At 72.9% G+C, this 18227-nt stretch carries 19 protein-coding genes and 2 pseudogenes; 14 read left to right on the plus strand and 7 right to left on the minus strand.

What is annotated here, in order from left to right:
- Window positions 1-42 precede the first annotated feature (42 nt).
- The 4 genes from EDD29_RS25435 to EDD29_RS25450 are packed head-to-tail and all read left to right on the plus strand — an operon-like array spanning window position 43 to window position 4674.
- Complete coding sequence (locus EDD29_RS25435; RefSeq protein ID WP_123666821.1) at window positions 43-642, plus strand: hypothetical protein; 600 nt, start codon at window positions 43-45, stop codon at window positions 640-642.
- A complete protein-coding gene (locus tag EDD29_RS25440; RefSeq protein WP_123670676.1) occupies window positions 639-1301 on the plus strand; it encodes an ABC transporter ATP-binding protein in 663 nt (220 codons plus the stop codon). Before EDD29_RS25435 ends, EDD29_RS25440 begins: the two co-directional genes overlap by 4 nt.
- Window positions 1302-1318: 17 nt before the next feature.
- Entirely contained in the window at window positions 1319-2020 is a 702-nt protein-coding gene (locus EDD29_RS25445; protein WP_123666822.1) for an ABC transporter ATP-binding protein, read from the plus strand.
- Window positions 2017-4674, plus strand: a complete 2658-nt coding sequence (locus tag EDD29_RS25450; protein ID WP_123666823.1) for an ABC transporter permease — start codon at window positions 2017-2019, stop codon at window positions 4672-4674. Before EDD29_RS25445 ends, EDD29_RS25450 begins: the two co-directional genes overlap by 4 nt.
- Before the next feature lie 246 nt (window positions 4675-4920).
- Here the strand turns inward: EDD29_RS25450 and EDD29_RS46430 are convergent.
- The 3 genes and pseudogenes from EDD29_RS46430 to EDD29_RS25465 all read right to left on the minus strand — a co-directional run.
- Window positions 4921-5112 (minus strand): annotated as a pseudogene (locus EDD29_RS46430) (response regulator); the annotation flags it as partial.
- A 167-nt stretch (window positions 5113-5279) separates the two neighbouring features.
- Window positions 5280-8210 (minus strand): leucine-rich repeat domain-containing protein, encoded by a 2931-nt coding sequence (locus tag EDD29_RS25460; RefSeq protein WP_425455013.1) that lies wholly within the window; start codon window positions 8208-8210, stop codon window positions 5280-5282.
- Window positions 8211-8867: 657 nt separating this feature from the next.
- The gene (locus EDD29_RS25465) at window positions 8868-9404 is read right to left on the minus strand and encodes an RICIN domain-containing protein (RefSeq protein ID WP_123666825.1); all 537 of its coding nucleotides are present in this window, start codon (window positions 9402-9404) and stop codon (window positions 8868-8870) included.
- A 384-nt stretch (window positions 9405-9788) separates the two neighbouring features.
- On the opposite strand from EDD29_RS25465, the gene EDD29_RS25470 reads away from it, so the two are divergent.
- The 6 genes from EDD29_RS25470 to EDD29_RS25495 all read left to right on the plus strand — a co-directional run bounded on the left by EDD29_RS25470 (window position 9789) and on the right by EDD29_RS25495 (window position 12457).
- On the plus strand, window positions 9789-10367 hold the full coding sequence (locus tag EDD29_RS25470; RefSeq protein ID WP_148086089.1) for a hypothetical protein: 579 nt from the start codon (window positions 9789-9791) through the stop codon (window positions 10365-10367).
- Window positions 10368-10811: 444 nt separating this feature from the next.
- Window positions 10812-11108, plus strand: coding sequence for a hypothetical protein (locus EDD29_RS25475; protein WP_148086090.1), 297 nt, complete (start codon window positions 10812-10814; stop codon window positions 11106-11108).
- The gene (locus EDD29_RS47780; RefSeq protein ID WP_281280939.1) at window positions 11105-11383 is read left to right on the plus strand and encodes a MerR family DNA-binding transcriptional regulator; all 279 of its coding nucleotides are present in this window, start codon (window positions 11105-11107) and stop codon (window positions 11381-11383) included. Before EDD29_RS25475 ends, EDD29_RS47780 begins: the two co-directional genes overlap by 4 nt.
- Window positions 11320-11559 (plus strand): hypothetical protein, encoded by a 240-nt coding sequence (locus EDD29_RS47785; RefSeq protein ID WP_281281030.1) that lies wholly within the window; start codon window positions 11320-11322, stop codon window positions 11557-11559. Before EDD29_RS47780 ends, EDD29_RS47785 begins: the two co-directional genes overlap by 64 nt.
- Window positions 11556-11864: a hypothetical protein gene (locus EDD29_RS25485; protein ID WP_148086091.1), complete on the plus strand. Its 309-nt coding sequence runs from the start codon at window positions 11556-11558 to the stop codon at window positions 11862-11864. Before EDD29_RS47785 ends, EDD29_RS25485 begins: the two co-directional genes overlap by 4 nt.
- Window positions 11865-12124: 260 nt before the next feature.
- On the plus strand, window positions 12125-12457 hold the full coding sequence (locus tag EDD29_RS25495) for a YnfA family protein (RefSeq protein ID WP_123666829.1): 333 nt from the start codon (window positions 12125-12127) through the stop codon (window positions 12455-12457).
- A 104-nt stretch (window positions 12458-12561) separates the two neighbouring features.
- On the opposite strand, the gene EDD29_RS25500 is transcribed toward EDD29_RS25495, so the two are convergent.
- The 4 genes from EDD29_RS25500 to fabI form a co-directional block, all read right to left on the minus strand.
- A complete protein-coding gene (locus EDD29_RS25500) occupies window positions 12562-13836 on the minus strand; it encodes a COG4705 family protein (RefSeq protein WP_123666830.1) in 1275 nt (424 codons plus the stop codon).
- A 38-nt stretch (window positions 13837-13874) separates the two neighbouring features.
- Window positions 13875-15134, minus strand: a complete 1260-nt coding sequence (locus tag EDD29_RS25505) for a sensor histidine kinase (protein ID WP_123666831.1) — start codon at window positions 15132-15134, stop codon at window positions 13875-13877.
- A complete protein-coding gene (locus EDD29_RS25510) occupies window positions 15125-15778 on the minus strand; it encodes a response regulator transcription factor (RefSeq protein ID WP_123666832.1) in 654 nt (217 codons plus the stop codon). Before EDD29_RS25510 ends, EDD29_RS25505 begins: the two co-directional genes overlap by 10 nt.
- A gap of 156 nt (window positions 15779-15934) precedes the next feature.
- Complete coding sequence (gene fabI / locus EDD29_RS25515) at window positions 15935-16729, minus strand: enoyl-ACP reductase FabI (protein WP_123666833.1); 795 nt, start codon at window positions 16727-16729, stop codon at window positions 15935-15937.
- A gap of 392 nt (window positions 16730-17121) precedes the next feature.
- On the opposite strand from fabI, the gene EDD29_RS45710 reads away from it, so the two are divergent.
- From EDD29_RS45710 to EDD29_RS44985, 4 genes and pseudogenes are all read left to right on the plus strand, one after another.
- The gene (locus EDD29_RS45710; RefSeq protein ID WP_170201568.1) at window positions 17122-17289 is read left to right on the plus strand and encodes a hypothetical protein; all 168 of its coding nucleotides are present in this window, start codon (window positions 17122-17124) and stop codon (window positions 17287-17289) included.
- On the plus strand, window positions 17286-17474 hold the full coding sequence (locus EDD29_RS25520) for a transposase (RefSeq protein WP_123666834.1): 189 nt from the start codon (window positions 17286-17288) through the stop codon (window positions 17472-17474). The genes EDD29_RS45710 and EDD29_RS25520 overlap by 4 nt, the downstream gene beginning before the upstream one ends.
- Window positions 17475-17543: 69 nt before the next feature.
- Window positions 17544-17876 (plus strand): annotated as a pseudogene (locus EDD29_RS25525) (transposase); the annotation flags it as partial.
- Window positions 17877-17949: 73 nt separating this feature from the next.
- Window positions 17950-18189 carry a hypothetical protein gene (locus tag EDD29_RS44985; protein ID WP_148086093.1) on the plus strand — a complete coding sequence of 80 codons (240 nt, stop codon included), beginning with the start codon at window positions 17950-17952 and terminating at the stop codon, window positions 18187-18189.
- Window positions 18190-18227 lie beyond the last annotated feature (38 nt).

Here is an 18227-nt window from a genome sequence, read left to right on the forward strand (position 1 = left end):
GGTTTTGTAACGACCAATCAGCCTTCTCCCTCAGGAGCGGTCATGATCACTCTCCCCAGGCGGCTCGCCTGCCTCACCCTGGGTCTCACGGCGGTGATCACCCTGAGCGCCTGCCAGCCCGGATCCCCTAACGCGACGGCCTCTGCCGCGCAGGACAAGCCTTCGCCGGAGGTCAACCCGCCCGGCGACATCCCCGACAACCAGGTCTATGTGCCGTTCACCGTCCCGGGTGGCACCTTCACCGTGAAGGTGCCCGAGGGGTGGGCGCAATCCCAGGACGGGCAGGCCACGGTCTTCACCGACAAGCTCAACACCGTCCGGATCGAGGCCGCCTCAGCCTCGTCGGCCCCGACCACGGCCACCGCCCAGGCAGAGATCGCCAAGATCAAGGCGTCCGCCCAGGGGTTCTCCGGGGGGCAAGTGTCCCAGGCCCAGCGCAAGGCGGGCCCGGCCATCCTGATCACCTATCAGGAGAAGTCGACGCCCAACGCGGTGACCGGCAAGGCCGTCACCGACGCGGTCGAGCACTACACGTTCTGGAAGAGCGGCCACGAGGCCGTGCTCACCCTGTCCGGACCGGTCGGCGCCGACAACGTGGACCCGTGGCGGACGATCACGGACTCGGTGCAGTGGGCACCATGACCGCCGCCCTGGAAGCCGAGTCGCTGTACCGGTTCTTCCGGGCGGGCGACGAGGAGACCCTCGCACTGCGCGGGGTGTCCCTGACCGTCGGCGCCGGTGAGTTCGCGGTCGTCGCCGGGCCGTCGGGCTCGGGCAAGTCGACACTCCTGGCCTGCCTGGCCGGGCTTGACGAACCCGACGGCGGCACCGTCCGGATCGCGGGCGAGCCGATGAGCCACCGGCCCGAGACGGTCCGCGCACGGCTGCGGGCGGACCACGTCGGCGTCCTCTTCCAGTCCGGGAACCTGCTCGCGCACCTGACCGTCGCACAGAACCTCGCCCTGTGCCGCAAGCTGCCCTCCCGCAAGCCGGGGCCGGACGCCGACCGGCTCCTGGAAGCGGTCGGGCTCACCACGCGGGCCCACGCCCGCCCGGCCGAGCTGTCCGGCGGGGAGGCGGCGCGGGCAGGGCTCGCCCTCGCTCTCGCGGCCGACCCGGCCGTCCTGCTGGCCGATGAGCCGACCGGCGAACTCGACTCCGTCACCGAGGCCCAGATCCTCGACCTGCTGCTGCACCGCGCCGCCCTCGGCACCGCGGTCCTCGTCGCGAGCCACAGCCCCGCGGTCGCGGCCTCCGCCGACCGGGTGATCCGGCTCAGCGACGGGAAGGTCACGCCATGAAAGACACCTCCTCCCCCATGACAGAACGGCCCGCGGATGACGCCGTCGTCCGGTGCACCGGTCTGGCCCGCACTTTCGGGTCGGGCCGCGCCGCGACCGTCGCGCTGCACCGGGTCTCCTGCACCGTGCCGCCCGGCGCCCGCATCGCACTGTCCGGCCCCTCCGGATCGGGGAAGTCGACGCTGCTGCACCTGCTCGCCGGGCTCGACGAGCCCACCGCGGGCGAGATCTCCTGGTCCGGGCTCGGCGGCCCCCCGCACGGCAGGCCCGGCACCGTCGGCCTGGTCTTCCAGGGGCCCAGCCTCCTGCCCGACCTGGACGTGCGCGAGAACGTGGCGCTGCCGCTGATCCTCGGCGGGACGCCCGAGCAGACCGCACTGCGCGCGGCGGGCGACGTGCTGCGGCGGCTACAGGCGGCCGACCTCGCCGCGAAGCTCCCCGAGGAGCTGTCCGGCGGCCAGGCCCAGCGCGCGGCGGTCGCCCGGGTCCTGGCCGGAAGGCCCGCCCTGATCCTCGCCGACGAGCCCACCGGCCAACTCGACCACCAGACCGGCGACCGCGTCATCACCGTCCTGCTGAACGCCGCCGACGAACTCGGCGCGGCCCTCGTCATCAGCACCCACGACCCCGCCGTACTCGACCGCTTCACCGAACGCTGGACGATGCGGGACGGCACGCTCATCGCCGCACCCGGCCCCGGGAAGGGGGCACCGTCATGATCTGGATCTGGTTGCGCGGACTGCTGCGCCGCCGCCCTGCCCGCCTTGCCGCGACGACCGCGGGCATCGCCGTCGCGGTGGCACTGCTCGCCTCGCTCGGCGCGTTCCTCGCCGCGTCGAAGGCGACCATGACATCCCGGGCCGCCGCGAGCGTGGCGGTGGACTGGCAGGTCGCGGTCGCCCCCGGCGCCGACCCGGCCGCGGTACTGGCCGCGGTGGATTCCGCACCGGGCACGCCCGCGGCGGTCCCCGTCGGATTCGCCACCACCAGCGGGCTGTCCAGCGGCGGCACGACCACCCAAACGACGGGACCCGGCATCGTCCTCGGCGTCCCGGACACCTACCGGCAGCTCTTCCCGGCCGCCGTGCGCACCCTCGCCGGACCGGGGAACGGAGTGATGCTCGCCCAGCAGACCGCCGCGAACCTGCACGCCAGGCCCGGCGACACCGTCACCATCGGCCGTCAGGGACTGCCCGGCGTCCCGGTCCGGATCACCAGCGTCGTCGACCTGCCGCAGGCCGACTCGCTGTTCCAGAAGGTCGGCGCCCCGGTAGGCGCGCAGCCCGTCGCGCCCCCGGACAACGTCCTGCTGCTCCCGCAGTCGACCTGGCACCAGGTGTTCGACCCGCTGGCCGCGGCCCGGCCCGACCTCGTCGCCGCCCAGATCCACGCCGCGCGGACGCACCGGCTGCCCGCCGACCCCGCCGCCGCGTACACCCGCAGCACCGCCGTCGCGCACAACCTCGAAGCCGCCACCTCCGGCGCCGCGACCGTCGGAGACAACCTCGGCGCCTCCCTCGACGCCGCGCGGAGCGACGCCGCCTACTCCCAGGTGCTCTTCCTGTTCCTCGGCCTGCCCGGCGCGGTCCTCGCGGGCCTGCTCACCGCCGCCCTCACCGCGACCGGCGCACCCCGCCGCCGCGCCGAGCAGGCGCTCCTGCGGGCGCGCGGCGCGTCGGCCAGGACGCTGCTCGCGCTGGCCGCCGTCGAGGCCGCCGTGGTCGGCGTCGCGGGCAGCCTCCTCGGCCTCGCCGGAGCCGCGCTGGTCGGCCGGTGGGCGTTCGGCGCGGCGGGGTTCGGCGCCACCCCGGCGGCCTCCCTCGCCTGGACGGCGGGGGCGGCCCTGGCCGGAATGGCCATCGCCGCGGTCACCGTGCTGCTGCCCGCCCGACGCGACCTGCGGGAGACCACCGTCGCCCAGGGCCGGACACCGGTCGGCCGCATCGCGGCCCCGCGCTGGACCCGGTACGGCCTCGACTTCATCCTCCTCGGCCTCGCCGCCGCGGTCTTCCTGCTGACCGGCCGCAACGGCTACCGGCTCGTGCTCGCGCCCGAAGGCGTCCCCGCCATCTCCGTCTCGTACTGGGCGTTCGCCGGACCCGCGCTGCTGTGGACGGGCGGCGCGCTGCTCGCGTGGCGGCTGGCGGACCTCCTGCTCGGCCGGGGCCGGCGGTTCGTCGCCACGGGGCTGAAGCCCGTCGCCGGAGGGCTCTCCGGCATCGTCGCCGCAGGGCTGTCCCGGCGGCGCGGCACCCTGTCGCGCGCGGTCGTGCTGCTGGCCGTCGCGGTCGCGTTCGCCGGCTCCACCGCGACCTTCAACGCCACCTACCGGCAGCAGGCCGAGGTGGACGCACGGCTCACCAACGGCGCCGACGTCACCGTCACCCAGTCCCCCGGCACCGTCGCCGGACCGGGTGAAGCCGCCCGGATCGCCCGGATCGCCGGAGTGCCCACGGTCGAGCCCGTCCAGCACCGCTTCGCCTACGTCGGCGCCGACCTCCAGGACCTGTACGGGGTCAGGCCGGGCACCGTCGCCCGCGCCACCTCCCTCCAGGACGCCTACTTCACCGGAGGAACCGCCCGGCACCTCATGTCCGTGCTGGCCGCCAGGCCCGACTCCGTCCTGGTGTCCGCCGAGACCGTCCACGACTTCCAGCTCAAGCCCGGTGACCTGCTCAACCTGCGGCTCCAGGACGGCAGGACCAAGCAGCTCACCACCGTCCCCTTCCATTACGCAGGGGTCGTCAACGAGTTCCCGACCGCGCCCAAGGACAGCTTCTTCGTCGCCAACGCCACCTACGTCGCCCAGCGCACCGGCAGCGACGCCGTGGGCGCGTTCCTCATCGACACCGGCGGCAAGGACCCGGCCGCCGTCGCCCGCAGGGTCCAGGCCGGGCTCGGCCCCTCGGCGACCGTCACCGACCTCACCACCGCGCGCGCCACGACCGGGTCCAGCCTCACCGCCGTCGACCTGGCCGGGCTCACCCGGGTGGAACTGGCCTTCGCGCTGCTGCTCGCCGCGGCGTCCGGCGGGCTCGTCCTCGCGCTCGGGCTCACCGAGCGACGGCGGACCTTCGCCATCGCCACCGCGCTCGGCGCCGACACCCGGCAGCTGCGCGGATTCGTCTTCGCCGAGACCGCCGTGCTGACCGCCTGCGGACTCGCGGCCGGGACGGGCCTCGGATGGCTGCTGTCGCAGATGCTCGTCAAAGTCCTGACCGGCGTGTTCGACCCGCCACCGGCCGCACTGGCGGTGCCCTGGCCCTACCTGGCCGCCGTCGCGGCGGTGACCGTCGCCGCGCTCGCCGCGGTGTCGGCGGCGACCGTGCGACTGGCCCGCAGGCCCTCGGTCACGATCCTGCGGGAGCTGTGACGGGCCGGTCCCCCGGGCCCTCCAGCCGGTAGCCGTGACCGCGCAGGGTGACGATCCCGGGGAGTACGGCGTCCCATCGCTCGGCGGCCGAGGACCGTGCAGCGGCGGGCCGCGGTGTCCACCACCAGGTCGCCGACGGAGATCCGCGCGGACGCCGGAGGGTTCGGCGCACCTCAGCGCAGGTGCGCGGATCCGCGCGAGCAGGGCGGCGAACCCGAACTGCTCGGTCGGGTAATCGTCCGCCCCCGCCTCCAGACCGAGCACGACGTCCATCTCGTCCTGCCGCGCCGTCAGCATGACCAGCACACAACCCGGCTGAATCCCGCGCAGCCGACGACACACCTCGACACCGTCGACGTCCGGCAGACCAAGGTCCAACAGCACCAGATCGAAGAAATCGGCTCCGGCCGCACGCAGCGCGCCCCGACCCCAGGCCATTCCGACGCTGCGTCACCGCGATCTCGGCCTGCCCGAAGGCGGAGACCGCTCCCCTGTCCCCGGCACGATCCCCGGACCGCAGGGACCTCACCATGCGCGGTTCGCTTGGGGACGCGCGTTCCTGCCGGACCCGTGACCCAGGTCCGGAGGTGGCGGGCAGCGCTGCCTCAAGGTCCGGCGGGGCGGTGCCAGAGGCGATAAACGCGGTCGGCGGTACAGGTGAGGAGGCGGTTCAGCGGGCCGAGGGCGGGGACCAGGTGGGTGACTTCGGCGTGGCCCGCCTTGAGGGGGCCGCCGACGGGGGCCCCGGTCTCCGCCGAGTGCAGCAGGACGGTTCCGTCGCGATGCCCGGTGGACAGGAGGCCGTCGGAGGTGAAGGCCAGGGCGGTGGGGGGCGGCAGGGGGACGCGCAGGCGCGGGTCGCCCGTGGCGGCGTCCCACAGGAGGACGCCGTCGGATCCGGCCGTGGCGAGCGTGCCGCCGTCGGGGGTGAAGGCCAGGAGCGGGAAGGCGGGGCCGGTGAAGGCCGGGTCCCATACGCGCGTGCCGGTGCGCACGTCCCACAGGCGCAGGAGGTTTCCCGACACGGTGGCCAGGGTCCGGCCGTCGGGAGAGAAGGCCAGCGCCGTCGCCCTGTCGCGGGTGCCGAGGACGTCGACGGGCTCGCCGGAGGCGGTGTCCCAGAGCCAGACGGCGCTCTCGGTTCCCACGGGGGCGTCGGCCACGGCCAGGAAGGTCCCGTCCGGCTGGGCCGCCATGGGGGGCCGCTCGCAGGGGGCGTGGCCCGCCAGCGGCGGCCCGGCCTGCGTGCCCGTCACCGGATTCCACAGGCCGACGGTGCCGTCGGCGCGGAACGCGGCGAGGACCGCGTCGCCGTCGAGGAACGCGAGGGCGGTGACGTCGCCCGCTTCGATCCTTCCTGCGGGAGCGCCCGAGGCGGCCGACCACAGGAGCACGGCGTCCTCCCGCGCGGCCGTGGCGACCAGTCCCGCGCCCGCCGCCACCGCGGTCACCGGGCCTCGGTGCCCGGCGAGGGCGGAGCCGATGGGCTCTTCGGCCTTCCACACCTGGAAGTGGCCGTAGCGAGTGGCCGAGGACACGGTCACCAGGACGCGGCCGTCGGGGCGGAAGGCCGCGCGGCCGGTCTGCGCGCCGGTGCGTGCGCCGCGCGGGTGGCCGAGGAATCCCGTCGCGGTGTCCCACAGCACGAGGCCCGGCCTCGCGTAGTACCCGCCCAGGACGACGACGGCGCCGTCAGGGTGGAACCCCAGCGGAGCCAGTTCCGCATCGACCTCGCACCCGGCGGTCCGGCGGCCGGTGCGCACATCCCACAGCGCGGCGATCGCCGGGCCTCGCCCGGTCGGGGTGAGGGTCACCGTGGTGTCCCCGGCCGGGGACAGCAGCACGTTCGAGGCGTGCTTCAGATCCCGCAGGGGCGTGAGCACGGGCCGCGGCGACGAGGTCGGATCCGCCCACACCGCCGAGAAGAGGCCGTGCGGGGCCTGGCCGATCGCCAGCAGGGCGTCGTCCGCGTCCACGCCGAACGTCCGCAGCCGGCGGTCCTTGCGGTCCCTGCGGCTCAGGCCGAGCCACGGGCCCGCCGGAAGGCCGGTGCGCGGGTCCCACATCCGCAGCCGTTCGCCGGTGTGCCGCGCCGCGATCAGCCCGTCCCGGCGCAGGACGAAGCGCCCGAAGTCCTTGCCGACCTCCCACGGCTCGGTGACGGGCGTCGTCTTGTCCGTCCGCCACAGGCGCAGGGCGAGAGGCGAGGTCAAGATCCGATGCCCGCTCCTGCTCAGCCGCCGGTCCCAGACCCAGCTCTCGGCCAGCACCGCCGCCAGTGGCTCGTCCGGATGGACGGAGAACCGGCGGACGGCCCGGTCCCGCTCGATCGTGCGCCGCTTCGACCGGCGTCCCGTCTCGACGTCCCAGGCCTGCAGTCCATAGGACGTCGCGGCGAACAGCGTGGAGCCGTCGGGCGCGAACGCGAGGGACGAGGGCTCTTCGCCGAGGGCGATGGGCATCTGCGCGCCGCAGTCGCCGTACCAGGAGCCGACGGCCGAAGCGTGCAGGAACCGTTCCTCCCGAAGCGTTTCGCGGCCGACGGGACCGCCGACGTGCGGCAGGGCCGGCGGACCCGTCCCGGGATGCGCGTCCAGCGGGTGCAGGAGAGGCGGCGGGGCCTCCTCCGCGGCCGCCTCCTCCCACGCCGCGCGCACGTCCGCCGGGTCCGCGCCGAGCAGTGGGGCGAGCGTCGCCACCGAGGTCCAGGGCGGGAGCGTCCGGCAGTGCAGCGTCGCGTGGACGCGGGACGCGGTGGTTCCCGCCTCCGCCGCGAGCCGCCGCAGGCCGGGCTTGCCCGCGCTCCGGTGGGCCCGCTGGAGGGCGGCGCGCAGGGAGTCGAGTGCCTCCTCTGGGCGCGGCGCCGGGACGTCGGCGCCGGCGGCCGGGCCGTGCTCCGGCGGGCTCGGCGCATGCCCGCGCGCGGGCAGGTTTCGGTCGGCGAGGAGCCGCCGCGAGTCGAGCGGGGAGGGCAGACGTTCAAGGCGGTTGCCCTTGACGTCCAGGCCGATCGGCCGGACGGCGCGAGCCGGCCAGGCGGGGAGTGCCGTGAGCCGGTTGTCGTAGAGCGACAGGCGGGTCAGCGCCCCGGGGCCGTCGACGTCTTCGGGCAGCGCCGTGAGGAGGTTGCGGTCGAGGAACAGCGTGGCCAGGCGCGGCATCCGGAAGAGCCACTCCGGCACTTCCGTCAGCGTGTTCCCGGCGAGGTCCAGGTGGGTGAGGCCGGTGAGGGACGCCAGGAACGAAGACACCGCGGAAAGGCCGAGATGAGCGGCCCCCAGCGTGGTGAGCGCACGCAGTTCGGCGATCACGTCCGGCAGCTCACCGAAGGGGTTCGCGCTCACTTCGAGCCGGTCGAGCGCGGTGAGGGACCGCGGGGACCACGGCAAGCCGGTGAGCGCGTTGCGTGCCACGTCGAGGGAGGTCAAGGCGGTGAGCTCCCCGATCGAGCCCGGAAGCGCCGTCAGCCCGTTCCCGTGCAGGTCGAGCCTGGTGAGCCCGGTCAGCGCGCCGAGCGCCTGCGGCGGACGGGTGATCTCGTTGCCCGCTCAGATCGAGTTCGCGCAGCGTCCTGATCCCGGCGAGGTCGGGTGGCACCGTCTGGATCCGGTTCCCGCTGAGGTTCAGGCGCCTCAGCCGCCTGCATTCGTTCCCGATGCCGAAGGGCACCTCAGCGAGGCCCAAGCCCGACAGATCAAGCTCGAAGAACCCGTTCTCCGCGCAGAGATGCACCCTCCGCAGGGCCGTCTCCATGTGTCCCGCCGCCATGCTCCGCCTCCCGTCCCGATGCGTGCCGAACGCACGCGAGCCCGCGAAGTCCGCGGCGGGAGCTCGGAGACGCCGCCTACGACGGTCGTGCCCGACGGGAAACGGACGGCGCGGCGGACGAGCGGGCGAGACGCTCCCGGCGCGCGGGCATGATCACTGTAGGGCGGTGTCGCGCCTTCGCGACACCGGTTTCGGAACCGGCCCTCCTTCAGGGGCGCGGACGATGCCGTCGGTCATGGCGGTGAAGGTCTTCACCATTGCGTCGCGCTTGTCCTGGGTGCGCGTGCCCGCCGAGCGCCTGGTCCCGGAGCCTTTTGTTCTTCGATGCGTCAGCGGCCGTCGCGACGTGCTGCGGCGGCCACTGAACTGCGGCGGCCTGGGCCGGGGCCGCCGATGTGGGCGGGGCTCAACGACACGGTCTGGAATCAGATCTCGCGCAAGGCCCATTGCTGCCAGCGGGAGCCGTCGCACACTTCGATGACGGCGGCGGTGCCGTACCAGGATTGGGCGAGGCACTTGGGCGGGGTGGTGAAGGCGCCGCTGCTGGGCCTGAGTTCTCTGGTCCCGCTCGCATTCGGCGGCGTGGTGAACCAGTACTGCCCGTAGTCGGTGACCGTGGAGCAGGGCAGGACGTCTACTTGTGCGCCGGGCGTGATCGACCTGGCCACCAGGCAGAACTCGTGATGGTAGTCGGCGTTGTAGAAGAGCCATCCGGGGGCGCCGCCGAGCAGATAGCCGTCCCAGGTCTGCGCGTTCCTCTGGTCGCAGAAGGTGACCTGGGCGTTCACTGTGGTGGCGTCCAGGCAGTCCCAGGTCATGGCGTTCTGCATGATGAACTCGGACGGCTCTCGTGCGGTCGCGGGCTGCGCGGCGGCCATCACAGCGGCGCCCAGCAGCGCGCCGCAGGCCGCGTGTGCGGCGATCCGCCGCGTCCGCGCGCCAGGTCCGGAACTTCTCCTCATCGCTCCTCCATCTTGTCGGCCCGGGAGTGCTCCCGGCGAGGCATCGGCCGGGACCCGTCCAGGACAGGCTGCCGGGACCGGTGTCCCACCCGGAAGGGACATCGGCCCCGGCGAGCGCGAGGACCACCGGAGGTGAAGACGACCGGCCGGATCCGCCGATACCCGCTCCGCCGACAGTGAAGCCGCCTTCAAGGCCGCCGGATCCTCGGAACACCCGGAGCCTGGTCCTGCTCCCTGCGGGTTCCGGGGTCCCGGCGGCGAAGGACGGGAACGGGACATGTGTCCCGGGCCAGTGAGCAGTGGCGTGCCTAGTGTCGTTTCGGTCCGGAGCGGTCACGCGGTCCCGGGTGGTCGGTCCCCCGTCCGGAGATGTGAGAGGTGTCGATGTCAACCATCCGTGGTCTGCTCGGGCGCAGGATGCTGAAAAGAGTGCTGTGCGCGGGGCTGCCGGTGCTGTCGGCGCTCGTGGCCGCTCCGCCGGGCGCTGCCGCCTCGGCCTCCGATCCGAACGTTCTGTTCATCCACAAAGGCCGCTACCAGTTCCGGGACATGGTCGGCAGGTGCCTCGCCTCCAGCCCCTTCCTCGGGTACGCCTTCGTCACCACGTGCAACGGGAATGCCCTGCAGACATGGACGGTCAGATGCCCCGGATCCCAGGGTCCGGGTGGCTGCACGTGGGGCTTCGATATCCGCCGGGATGCCTCTGATCCGGACGAGCCCGACGCCTGCCTGGGCGCGGCCGACATCAGCAGAACCTACGCCGACATCACCCATTGCTCGGACCGAGAGACGACGTGGGTGGCGGAGTGGTCTCCCTCATTCAACCGCTACCTGCTCGTCAACAAACCCCCGAACGGCGTCGGGTTGTACATGGGCGTGGCGACCCTGTCCGGGACCACGATTCCCACCTTCTTCTCCGAGCGGGGCGAGGGCCAGACCTGGACGGTCTTCGCAGTCGCCTGACCGATGGCATCGGCGTCCAGGACACCGGCCCCTGGAGGCCGTCGCCCAGATCGACGCCGACGGCGACGGACAGCTCTCCGTCGAGGAACCGGTCCAGGCCGTCCGCGCCTACCACCCAAGCGACATCAACGTCCCCCTCCGAGGACGCTGAGCCCGCACCACCCACCGGCCGGAGCCCGCCCGGACGGACCCCGCAGCTCGATCATCCGCCCCACTGGCTCACGAGGTCGATCCCGTCCTGGGCGGCGATCAGGCAGGCGTCGGCCGCCGACAGGGTTGCATCCTGCACCTGGGTACAGGCTTACCTTCGCAATAGAGGCCGCGCAGGGCGGCCCCGACGGACAGGGGTCGGTCATGTGCGGACCTGGATGCGGGTGCGGCCCGGCCGATCGGGCGGACGGGCCGGCGGAAGTGCCGATCGCGTGCACGCTGTCGACCGGGGATATGAGGGCGCGGCTCGGTGAGTTCGCCGAGCTGTTCGCCGAGGCGCTGACAGGCCGGCGCCGGGAGCCGCTGCTGCTTCACCTGGAGCTGCGCAGCGAGGTGGCCGACCGGGCGAGAGCACTGGTGGCGGCCGAGGCCGAGTGCTGCGGCTTCCTCGGTTTCGACGTTTCGGGCGGCGCGCGGGGCCTGGTGGTGACGGTGCGGGCCCCGGCCGGGGCGGGCGCGGCCTTGGACGGGCTGCAGGAGCTCGCCGAGGGCGGGGCGGCGGCGCGGGTCGCGGCGGGGTGGCCGCGGTGAGCGGCTATGAAGGGCTGCGCTCGGGCGAGCTGGCTGCGGCGGCGGGGGTGAACGCCCAGACGCTGCGCTACTACGAGCGTCGCGGCCTGCTCGCCGAGCCGGAGCGGACCCTCGGCGGGCATCGCCTCTACCCCGCCGCGGCGGTGACGGTGCTGCGGGTGATCAAGGCGGCGCAACGGCTGGGTTCACGCTGGAGGAGGTCGCCGACCTGCTGGAGACGGCCGGGCACCGGCACCGCGGCGACGGACTGGCCGAGCGCGCCCGCCTCAAGCTGATCGAGGTCGAGGGGCGCATCGCCGCCCTGACCGTCATCAAGCAGGCGCTGAAGCAGACGATCGAGGTCGGCTGCGTCGATCTGGTGGAGTGCGCCCAGGCCGGCTGCTGCCCTATCCCCTTCACCCCCCTGGCCGAGCCGCGGCCCGGCGCCCGGAACCCGGAGGAGCGTGCATGAGTGGGAAGCCGGCGTCGTCGAAGGCGGGCACTGGGCTGGGCGTACCGGCGGCGGTGGCGTGCGCCGCGTGCTGCGCGCTGCCGGTCCGGATCGCCGCCGGAGCCCCGTCCGGGGCCGGTGCCGCGGTGCCGGCCGAGCGGATGCCGCTGATCGCCGCGGTCCTGGCCGGGGCGGCCCTCGCGGTGTTCGCCTTCACCGCCTGGCGGCGCAGGGGCGGGCGGCGGCCCGGGTGCGGCGACGACGGCTGCCGCGGGCGGCAGGGGCAGAGCACGGCCTCCTGCTCGTGCGCGGGCGCCTCGGCCTGAGCGCCCCCGAGCGGTGGGATCTTCGCCTCGACCTTCGCGTCGGCTCGAAGGTTTAGCCTGTGCGCATGGCCGTCATGAAGATCTCCCGGCTCGCGGAGCGCAGCGGAGTCCCGGCGACCACGCTGCGCTACGGGGAGTAACAGGGGCTGCAGACCGCGCCCGTCCGGCTACCGGAGCCGCGGACCGGAGCCGGTGAAAGCGGCCGGCGTTCATCTCCGCCGCCGAGCACCAGACCCCGCCCGACCGAAGGAACCCCTGCCGTGACCGTCGCCCGCTCCGTCATCCTGTTCATCGCCGCCGCCCTGTTCGAGATCGGCGGCGCCTGGCTCGTCTGGCAGGGCGTCCGCGAGCACCGCGGCTGGATCTGGGCCGGAGCCGGGATCATCGCCCTGGGCGTCTACGGGTTCGTCGCCACCCTCCAGCCCGACGCGAACTTCGGCCGCATCCTCGCCGCCTACGGAGGCGTCTTCGTCGCCGGCTCCCTCGCCTGGGGCATGGTCGCCGACGGGTTCCGCCCCGACCGGTGGGACGTCATCGGCGCCCTCGTCTGCCTGGCCGGCGTCGCCGTCATCATGTACGCGCCCCGCGCCTGAGCACGGCTCACACGGCCGCCGCGTCGAGGATCAGTGCGATACCGGCCTTGGTGTTGTGGTCGGCCGCTCGGGCCGGTGGGGGCCCGGTGCGAACCGGGGCGGTGTCAGCGCAGGTCTGTGAGGAGGGTGTCGAGTTCGGCCTCCTGTTGAGCGGGCGGCATCGGCGGGTTGGCGTGGTCGATGCCGAAGGTCTTCAGGACCCGGTCCATCTGCGCGTCGAGGAACGTCCAGCCGGTGCCGTCCAGCGGCCGCAGGGACTCCTCGTCGGCGTCCCAGAGGTCGCGCAGGGATTTGGCGGCGGTGTCGGCTCCGGCCGCGTTCCCTGACCGCGCCTCCTTGAGGGAGGTTGCCGCGAGTGCCTTCAGCTCGTCGATCTTGTCGGGCGGGAAGTTCTTCACAGCCTGGCCGGGGGCGAGCTGGACGGTGGAGGTGGCGTCGTCCTCCGGCGCCGGTGAGAGGTGCGGGCGACCGTGCGCCCAGACCAGCAGGCCCGCGGTGGCGACGGCGAGAACGCCGCAACCCACGAGCCCTACGCGTTCCCTGCGCGGGCCGGTGGGTGTGTGCGAGGTGTGCGCCGCGGCGTCGGTCTCGGTGACATCCGAGCGCGTGGCGGTCAGGTAGAGGACCGTCGCCAGGATCAGTCCGAGGAAGATCAGGCTGGTGGTGAAGGTGCCGAGGGCTAGGCCGGTCGGGTCGCCAGGGGTTTCGGCGGTCTTCGGGGAGGCGAGCCAGTCGCCGATGTTGGCGCCCAGCGGGCGGGTGAGGACGTAGGCGAGCCAGAACGACAGCACGGGGTTCGCGCCGGACTTCCACAGCAGCGTGATCGAGGCGATGAGGCCGAGCGGCAGCAGGACCGAGACACCGGGGCTCCAGCCGGTGAGCTCCAGGGTCCAGTCGCCGGTGGCGGTGCCGAGCGCGAAGGTGACCAGGACCGTCAGCCAATAGAACGACTCACGCGGCAGGGTGGTGATCGCGTGGATCGACAGAGTCCGCTCGCGCAGCCACCATACGCCGAAGACCGCGCCGAGCAGGACCGAGAACACCGCGGAGCTGATCCACAGCGGCACGCCGTACTGGTCGGTCAGGATGTCGGTGTAGAGGGTGCCGGTGACGCTGACGACGACCACGGTGAGCCAGTACGGGAACGGGACGTACCGCTTCAGCCGCAACTGGACGGCCAGCACCAGCACGAAGGCCGCGGTGAAGATCCAGGCCGTGCTCACCAGGCCGACGCCCAGCTTCATGTTGATCCAGTCGGCGAAGCTCTCCCCGACGGTCGTACAGAGGATCTTGATCACCCAGAACCAGACCGTGACCTCGGGGACCTTGTTCGCTAGGAGCCGCCCATGCCGGGTGGGTGCCGTGCTCGTCGTTGTCATGTGGAGAGGCTGGCGCGGCGAACCTGCCGTTAACCTGACTACGAGACCGCGGGGAACTTCACCTCGACGCGGCCGTGGCCATCGGCGATCGCCCGGACCTCGACTCCTGCGGCCGTGGCCAGACGTCTGGCCACGGCCAGCCCGAGCCCGTTCCCGACGCCGCCGGTGACGCCCGCTTCGAAGGCCCGGTCGACGTCCGCCGGATCGAACCCGGGGCCGTCATCGACGACCTCGATCATCACGCTCCCGGGCCGGCGTCGCGCTGTGACCTGGACGTGGGAGGTCGCGTGCCGCAGGCCGTTGTCCAGCAGGGGTGACAGGACGGCCACGACCAGTTCGGCCGTCACGGCGACGTCGATTCCGGCCGGGACGGCGAGTTCGACGGGACGTCCGGCGATCGCCCGCCGCACGGCGGCCCGGAGGTCGCAGCGGGTGAGGCCGTCGATCCGCGGCCGGGCGGCGCCAAGGATCATGGTGACGGCCGTGTCCAGGCGGTCGACCTCCCGCAGAACCGAGTCGGGCGGCAGCTCGCGGCCGGACAGGTGCGCCAGCTGGGCCTCTCCTCGCAGGACGGTCATGGGCGTCCGTAGCTCGTGGGCGATCTCGTCGGTGAGTCGGCGTTCGTCGGCGAGCGCGGCCTCGACGCGTTCCAGGAGACGGTCGAGGGTGCGTCCGAGTTCCCCGAACTCATCGCGGGGGATTCCGAGGTCGAACCGGCGGCCGGGTTCGTGATCGCCCCATTCATCGGCGAGCGCGGCCATGTCGTGCACCACCCGCAGCGCCCGGCGCACCGCGAGGTAGGCGACGACGCACGCGAGCAGGATCGCGAGGACCCCCAAGATCAATGACATGGTCAGGCCGCGCTGCACCGACGCCTCGTAGGGCGTCAGATCCACTTCCGCGACGACCACCACCTGGTGGCCTTGGATCGGGACCGGCAGGGAGTACAGCAGGCGGTCGCCAACGGTGACGGTCCGGGACCGCGGGGAACCGGCGAGCGCGTCGACGCGGTCAAGGCCGCCGTCCGGCGCGATCCCGTCGATGAGGCGCCCGTCGGCGTACACCCACGAGACCGTGTCCAGCGCCTCGTTTCCGTTCTCGGTCATCACGACGCGGCCGCCGCGCACGGTGACGTTCGTGGCGACCGCCTCCGCGCGGGTGTGCACCAGGTCCAGCGAGTCGGCGTCGGTGACCCTGCTCAGCAGCACGTGCGAGACCACCACCAGCACCGCGACCACAGCGGTCGCGATCACCACGGTGAGCGCGACGACCCTCCCGCGGAAGCCCGTCACCGCCACCGGTAGCCCACCCCCCGGACCGTCACCAGATGATCGGCCGCACCCAGGACGCCGAGCTTGGTCCGCAGCCGACGGACGAAGGAGTCCAGGGTGTTGTCGCTGACCTGCGCGCCATGCGGCCAGCCGGCGGCGACCAAGGCGTGACGGCGCACCGCCTCGCCTCGCGCGGCGATGAGCCTGCCCAGCAACCGAAACTCGGTCGGCGTCAGGCTCTCGCTCCTCGAACCGCAGGTCACGACGTGTTTCGCCGGATCGAGGACGACGCCGCTCGGCGAGGTGACGGCGGTCGTCCGGCGCAGCAGGGCACGTACCCGCACCAGCAGCTCCGGGACGTCGAACGGTTTGGTCACGTAGTCGTCCGCGCCGGCCTCGAAGCCGCCCACCTTGTGATGCATGCCGTCCAGGGCGGTCAGCATCAGCACCGGCGCGTCGACGCCGCAGGCCCGCAGCGCCACACAGACATCGCGGCCGTCCGCGTCCGGGAGCCCCAGATCCAGCACGACCAGGTCAGGGACCGGCTCGAGATTCCGCAGCAGGCGGTCCGCCGTGCCGGTCACCGAGACGGTGTGGCCGTCGTGTTCGAGCACCCGCTTGAGGAGGTCGCGGACTGCCGCGTCATCCTCGCACACCACGATGAAGGCCACCCGCCGAGCCTACGTGAACGTCCGTAGGACCAGAGCAAGATCGCACGGGCCGCGACCCCCCGGGCCGCGGACCTGCATCGGCTTCAACGATCCGCACCGCAACGGGCAGCGGCGCTCCCGCCCGTCATGTAGACCGCCGGGGGACGGTTCGGGTTGCTAGGCCTGCTGGAACTGGCCGCCCATGGCGTGGACGCCGCCGTCGACATGGATGATCTCGGCGGTGGTGGCGGGGAACCAGTCGGACAGGAACGCGACGGTCGCTTTGGCGGTGGGGACGACGTCGGTGATGTCCCAGCCGAGGGGGGCGTTGGTGTCCCAGCCGTCGGTGATGCCGTCGAAGCCGGGGATGGATTTGGCGGCCATGGTGCGGATCGGGCCGGCGGCGACGAGGTTGCACCGAATGCCCTGCCCACCCAGGTAGCGGGCGAGGTAGCGGTTGGCCGATTCCAGTCCCGCCTTGGCGACGCCCATCCAGTCGTAGACGGGCCAGGCGGCGCGGGCGTCGAAGGTGAGGCCGACGACGGAGCCGCCGTCCTTCATGAGGGGCAGGCACGCCATGGTGAGGGCTTTGAGGGAGTAGGTGGAGATGTGGACGGCGGTGGCGACGTCCTCCCAGGTGGTCTCGAGGAAGTTGCCGCCCAGCGCGTTCTGCGGTGCGAAGCTGATCGAGTGGACGACGCCGTCGACGCGGTCCCAGCCGTGCGCGCGGACCTGCGCCTCCAGGCCGTCCAGGTGCTCGGGGTCGGTGACGTCGAGCTCGATGACCGGCGGCGGTTCGTCCTCGCCCGAGGGCAGCCGCCTGGCGATCCGCTCGGTGAGGGTCGGCCGGGGGAACGCCGTCAGCATGACCTCGGCGCCCTGCTCCTGGGCGATCTTCGCGGTGTGGAAACCGATCGAGGCGTCGGTGAGAACGCCCGTCACGAGAATGTTCTTGCCGTCCAGAATGCCCATCGGTCCCGCTCCCGTCTCCTGAGGCCGGCTGACGGCGCCGACGCTACCGGCGCGCGTGCTCCACGCCAGGTGAGGGCGACGACAAGATCCAGCCGGGATCTTTGGCCGTGCGGATGGCTCCGCGCCGCCGTTCACCGACGCCTCAAAGAGGCTCGGGCGCGACGTCGCTCCCGAGCCGGCGACCCAGGCGTTCATCGCGGCGCCCACGACGGCGGAGCGAAGGCGGTCGCGGGATCGGCGCCCGAGCGCTCGACCAGGACCACGGCGAGGCCCCTGGAAGACCCTCTCCCACGCCGAACTCGCCACCGCCGAGTGAATCGGTAAGGCCCCCGCCGGCTCCACGGAGGGACTGTTCCGCGAAGGGTGTGACTCAGAGAATCTGAGGAGACACCATGAGCGGGGATTCCCCCGAGATCGTGGAGGCCGGTCCGTCCGGTTCGCTGCAGGACGAGAAGCAGGTGCAGGACGAGCAGCGGGCGTTGGTGGGCCGGCTGGTCGAGGCGGCCCAGGCGGAGGGCCGGGAGCTGGTCGGGCCCGGCGGGATGCCGGCGGGCTGGTGAAGCTCGTGCTGGAGACGGTGTTGCAGGGTGGGATGGACGCCCATCTCGGCCGTGGCCACGGCGAGATCACCGACCCGGGAGAGGCCGTCGACCATTGCAACGGAGCCCGCGCTAAGACCGTGGTCGCCGATGTCGGGCCGGTCGGGATCGAGGTCCCTCGGGACCGGGACGTCCTCGGAATCTGAGACGGCGAGGGAGGAGAAGGCGCCGGGTTCTGGGCGCACGTCCTCACCGAGCCAAAGAACCGCGGCGTCCAGGACGTGCTCATGGCCGTCTGCGTCGGGCCCGAGGGCCTGCCTGAGGCGATCAACGGCACCTGGCCGCAGACGGTCGTGCAGACGTCATCTGTTCTCCTTGGTCTGGGCGGGATCGTCTGCATCGTCCACCTGCTGCGGCACACGTTCCGCTACGTGCCCCGCCGGCACTGGCCCAAGCTCGCCGAAGCACTCACCTACGTCCACCTCGCCCTGATGAGCCTGAACCCGACCCGGCGCCGGGCAGGCCCGCCGGGGCCTGCGCTGGAAAGCCGCCAGAGGCGCCTTCGACCTCGCCTTCGAGGCCACCTCACCGGCAATCATCAGCGATAACACCTGTCCCACCCCTAGCCCAGCAGACCGCCGCGGGAGCGGCCGATCCCTAGTCCGCAAAGGTCCCTTCCGAGTGGATGCGCTGGTTATTGAACCGGTCGACCCATTCGGCGGTGGCGAGTTCGAGGTCGGCGAGACCTTTCCAGGGCCCGGGTCGTGGCTTGATCAGCTCGGTCGTGAACAAGCCGATCCGGACTCCATCAGCGCGTTGTCCAGGGCGTCTCCGACGGTGCCGATCGAGGCGTCCGGCCCTGCCTCGATCGGCCGGGCGGCGAAGGAGAAAGGGGTGTATCGCGCCCCGGCGTCCGAGTGATGCGCCAGTCCCGGCCCGGCTGGGCGCCGACTCGGTCG

It is taken from the genome of Actinocorallia herbida, from assembly GCF_003751225.1.
GTDB classification, from domain to species: Bacteria; Actinomycetota; Actinomycetes; order Streptosporangiales; family Streptosporangiaceae; genus Actinocorallia; species Actinocorallia herbida.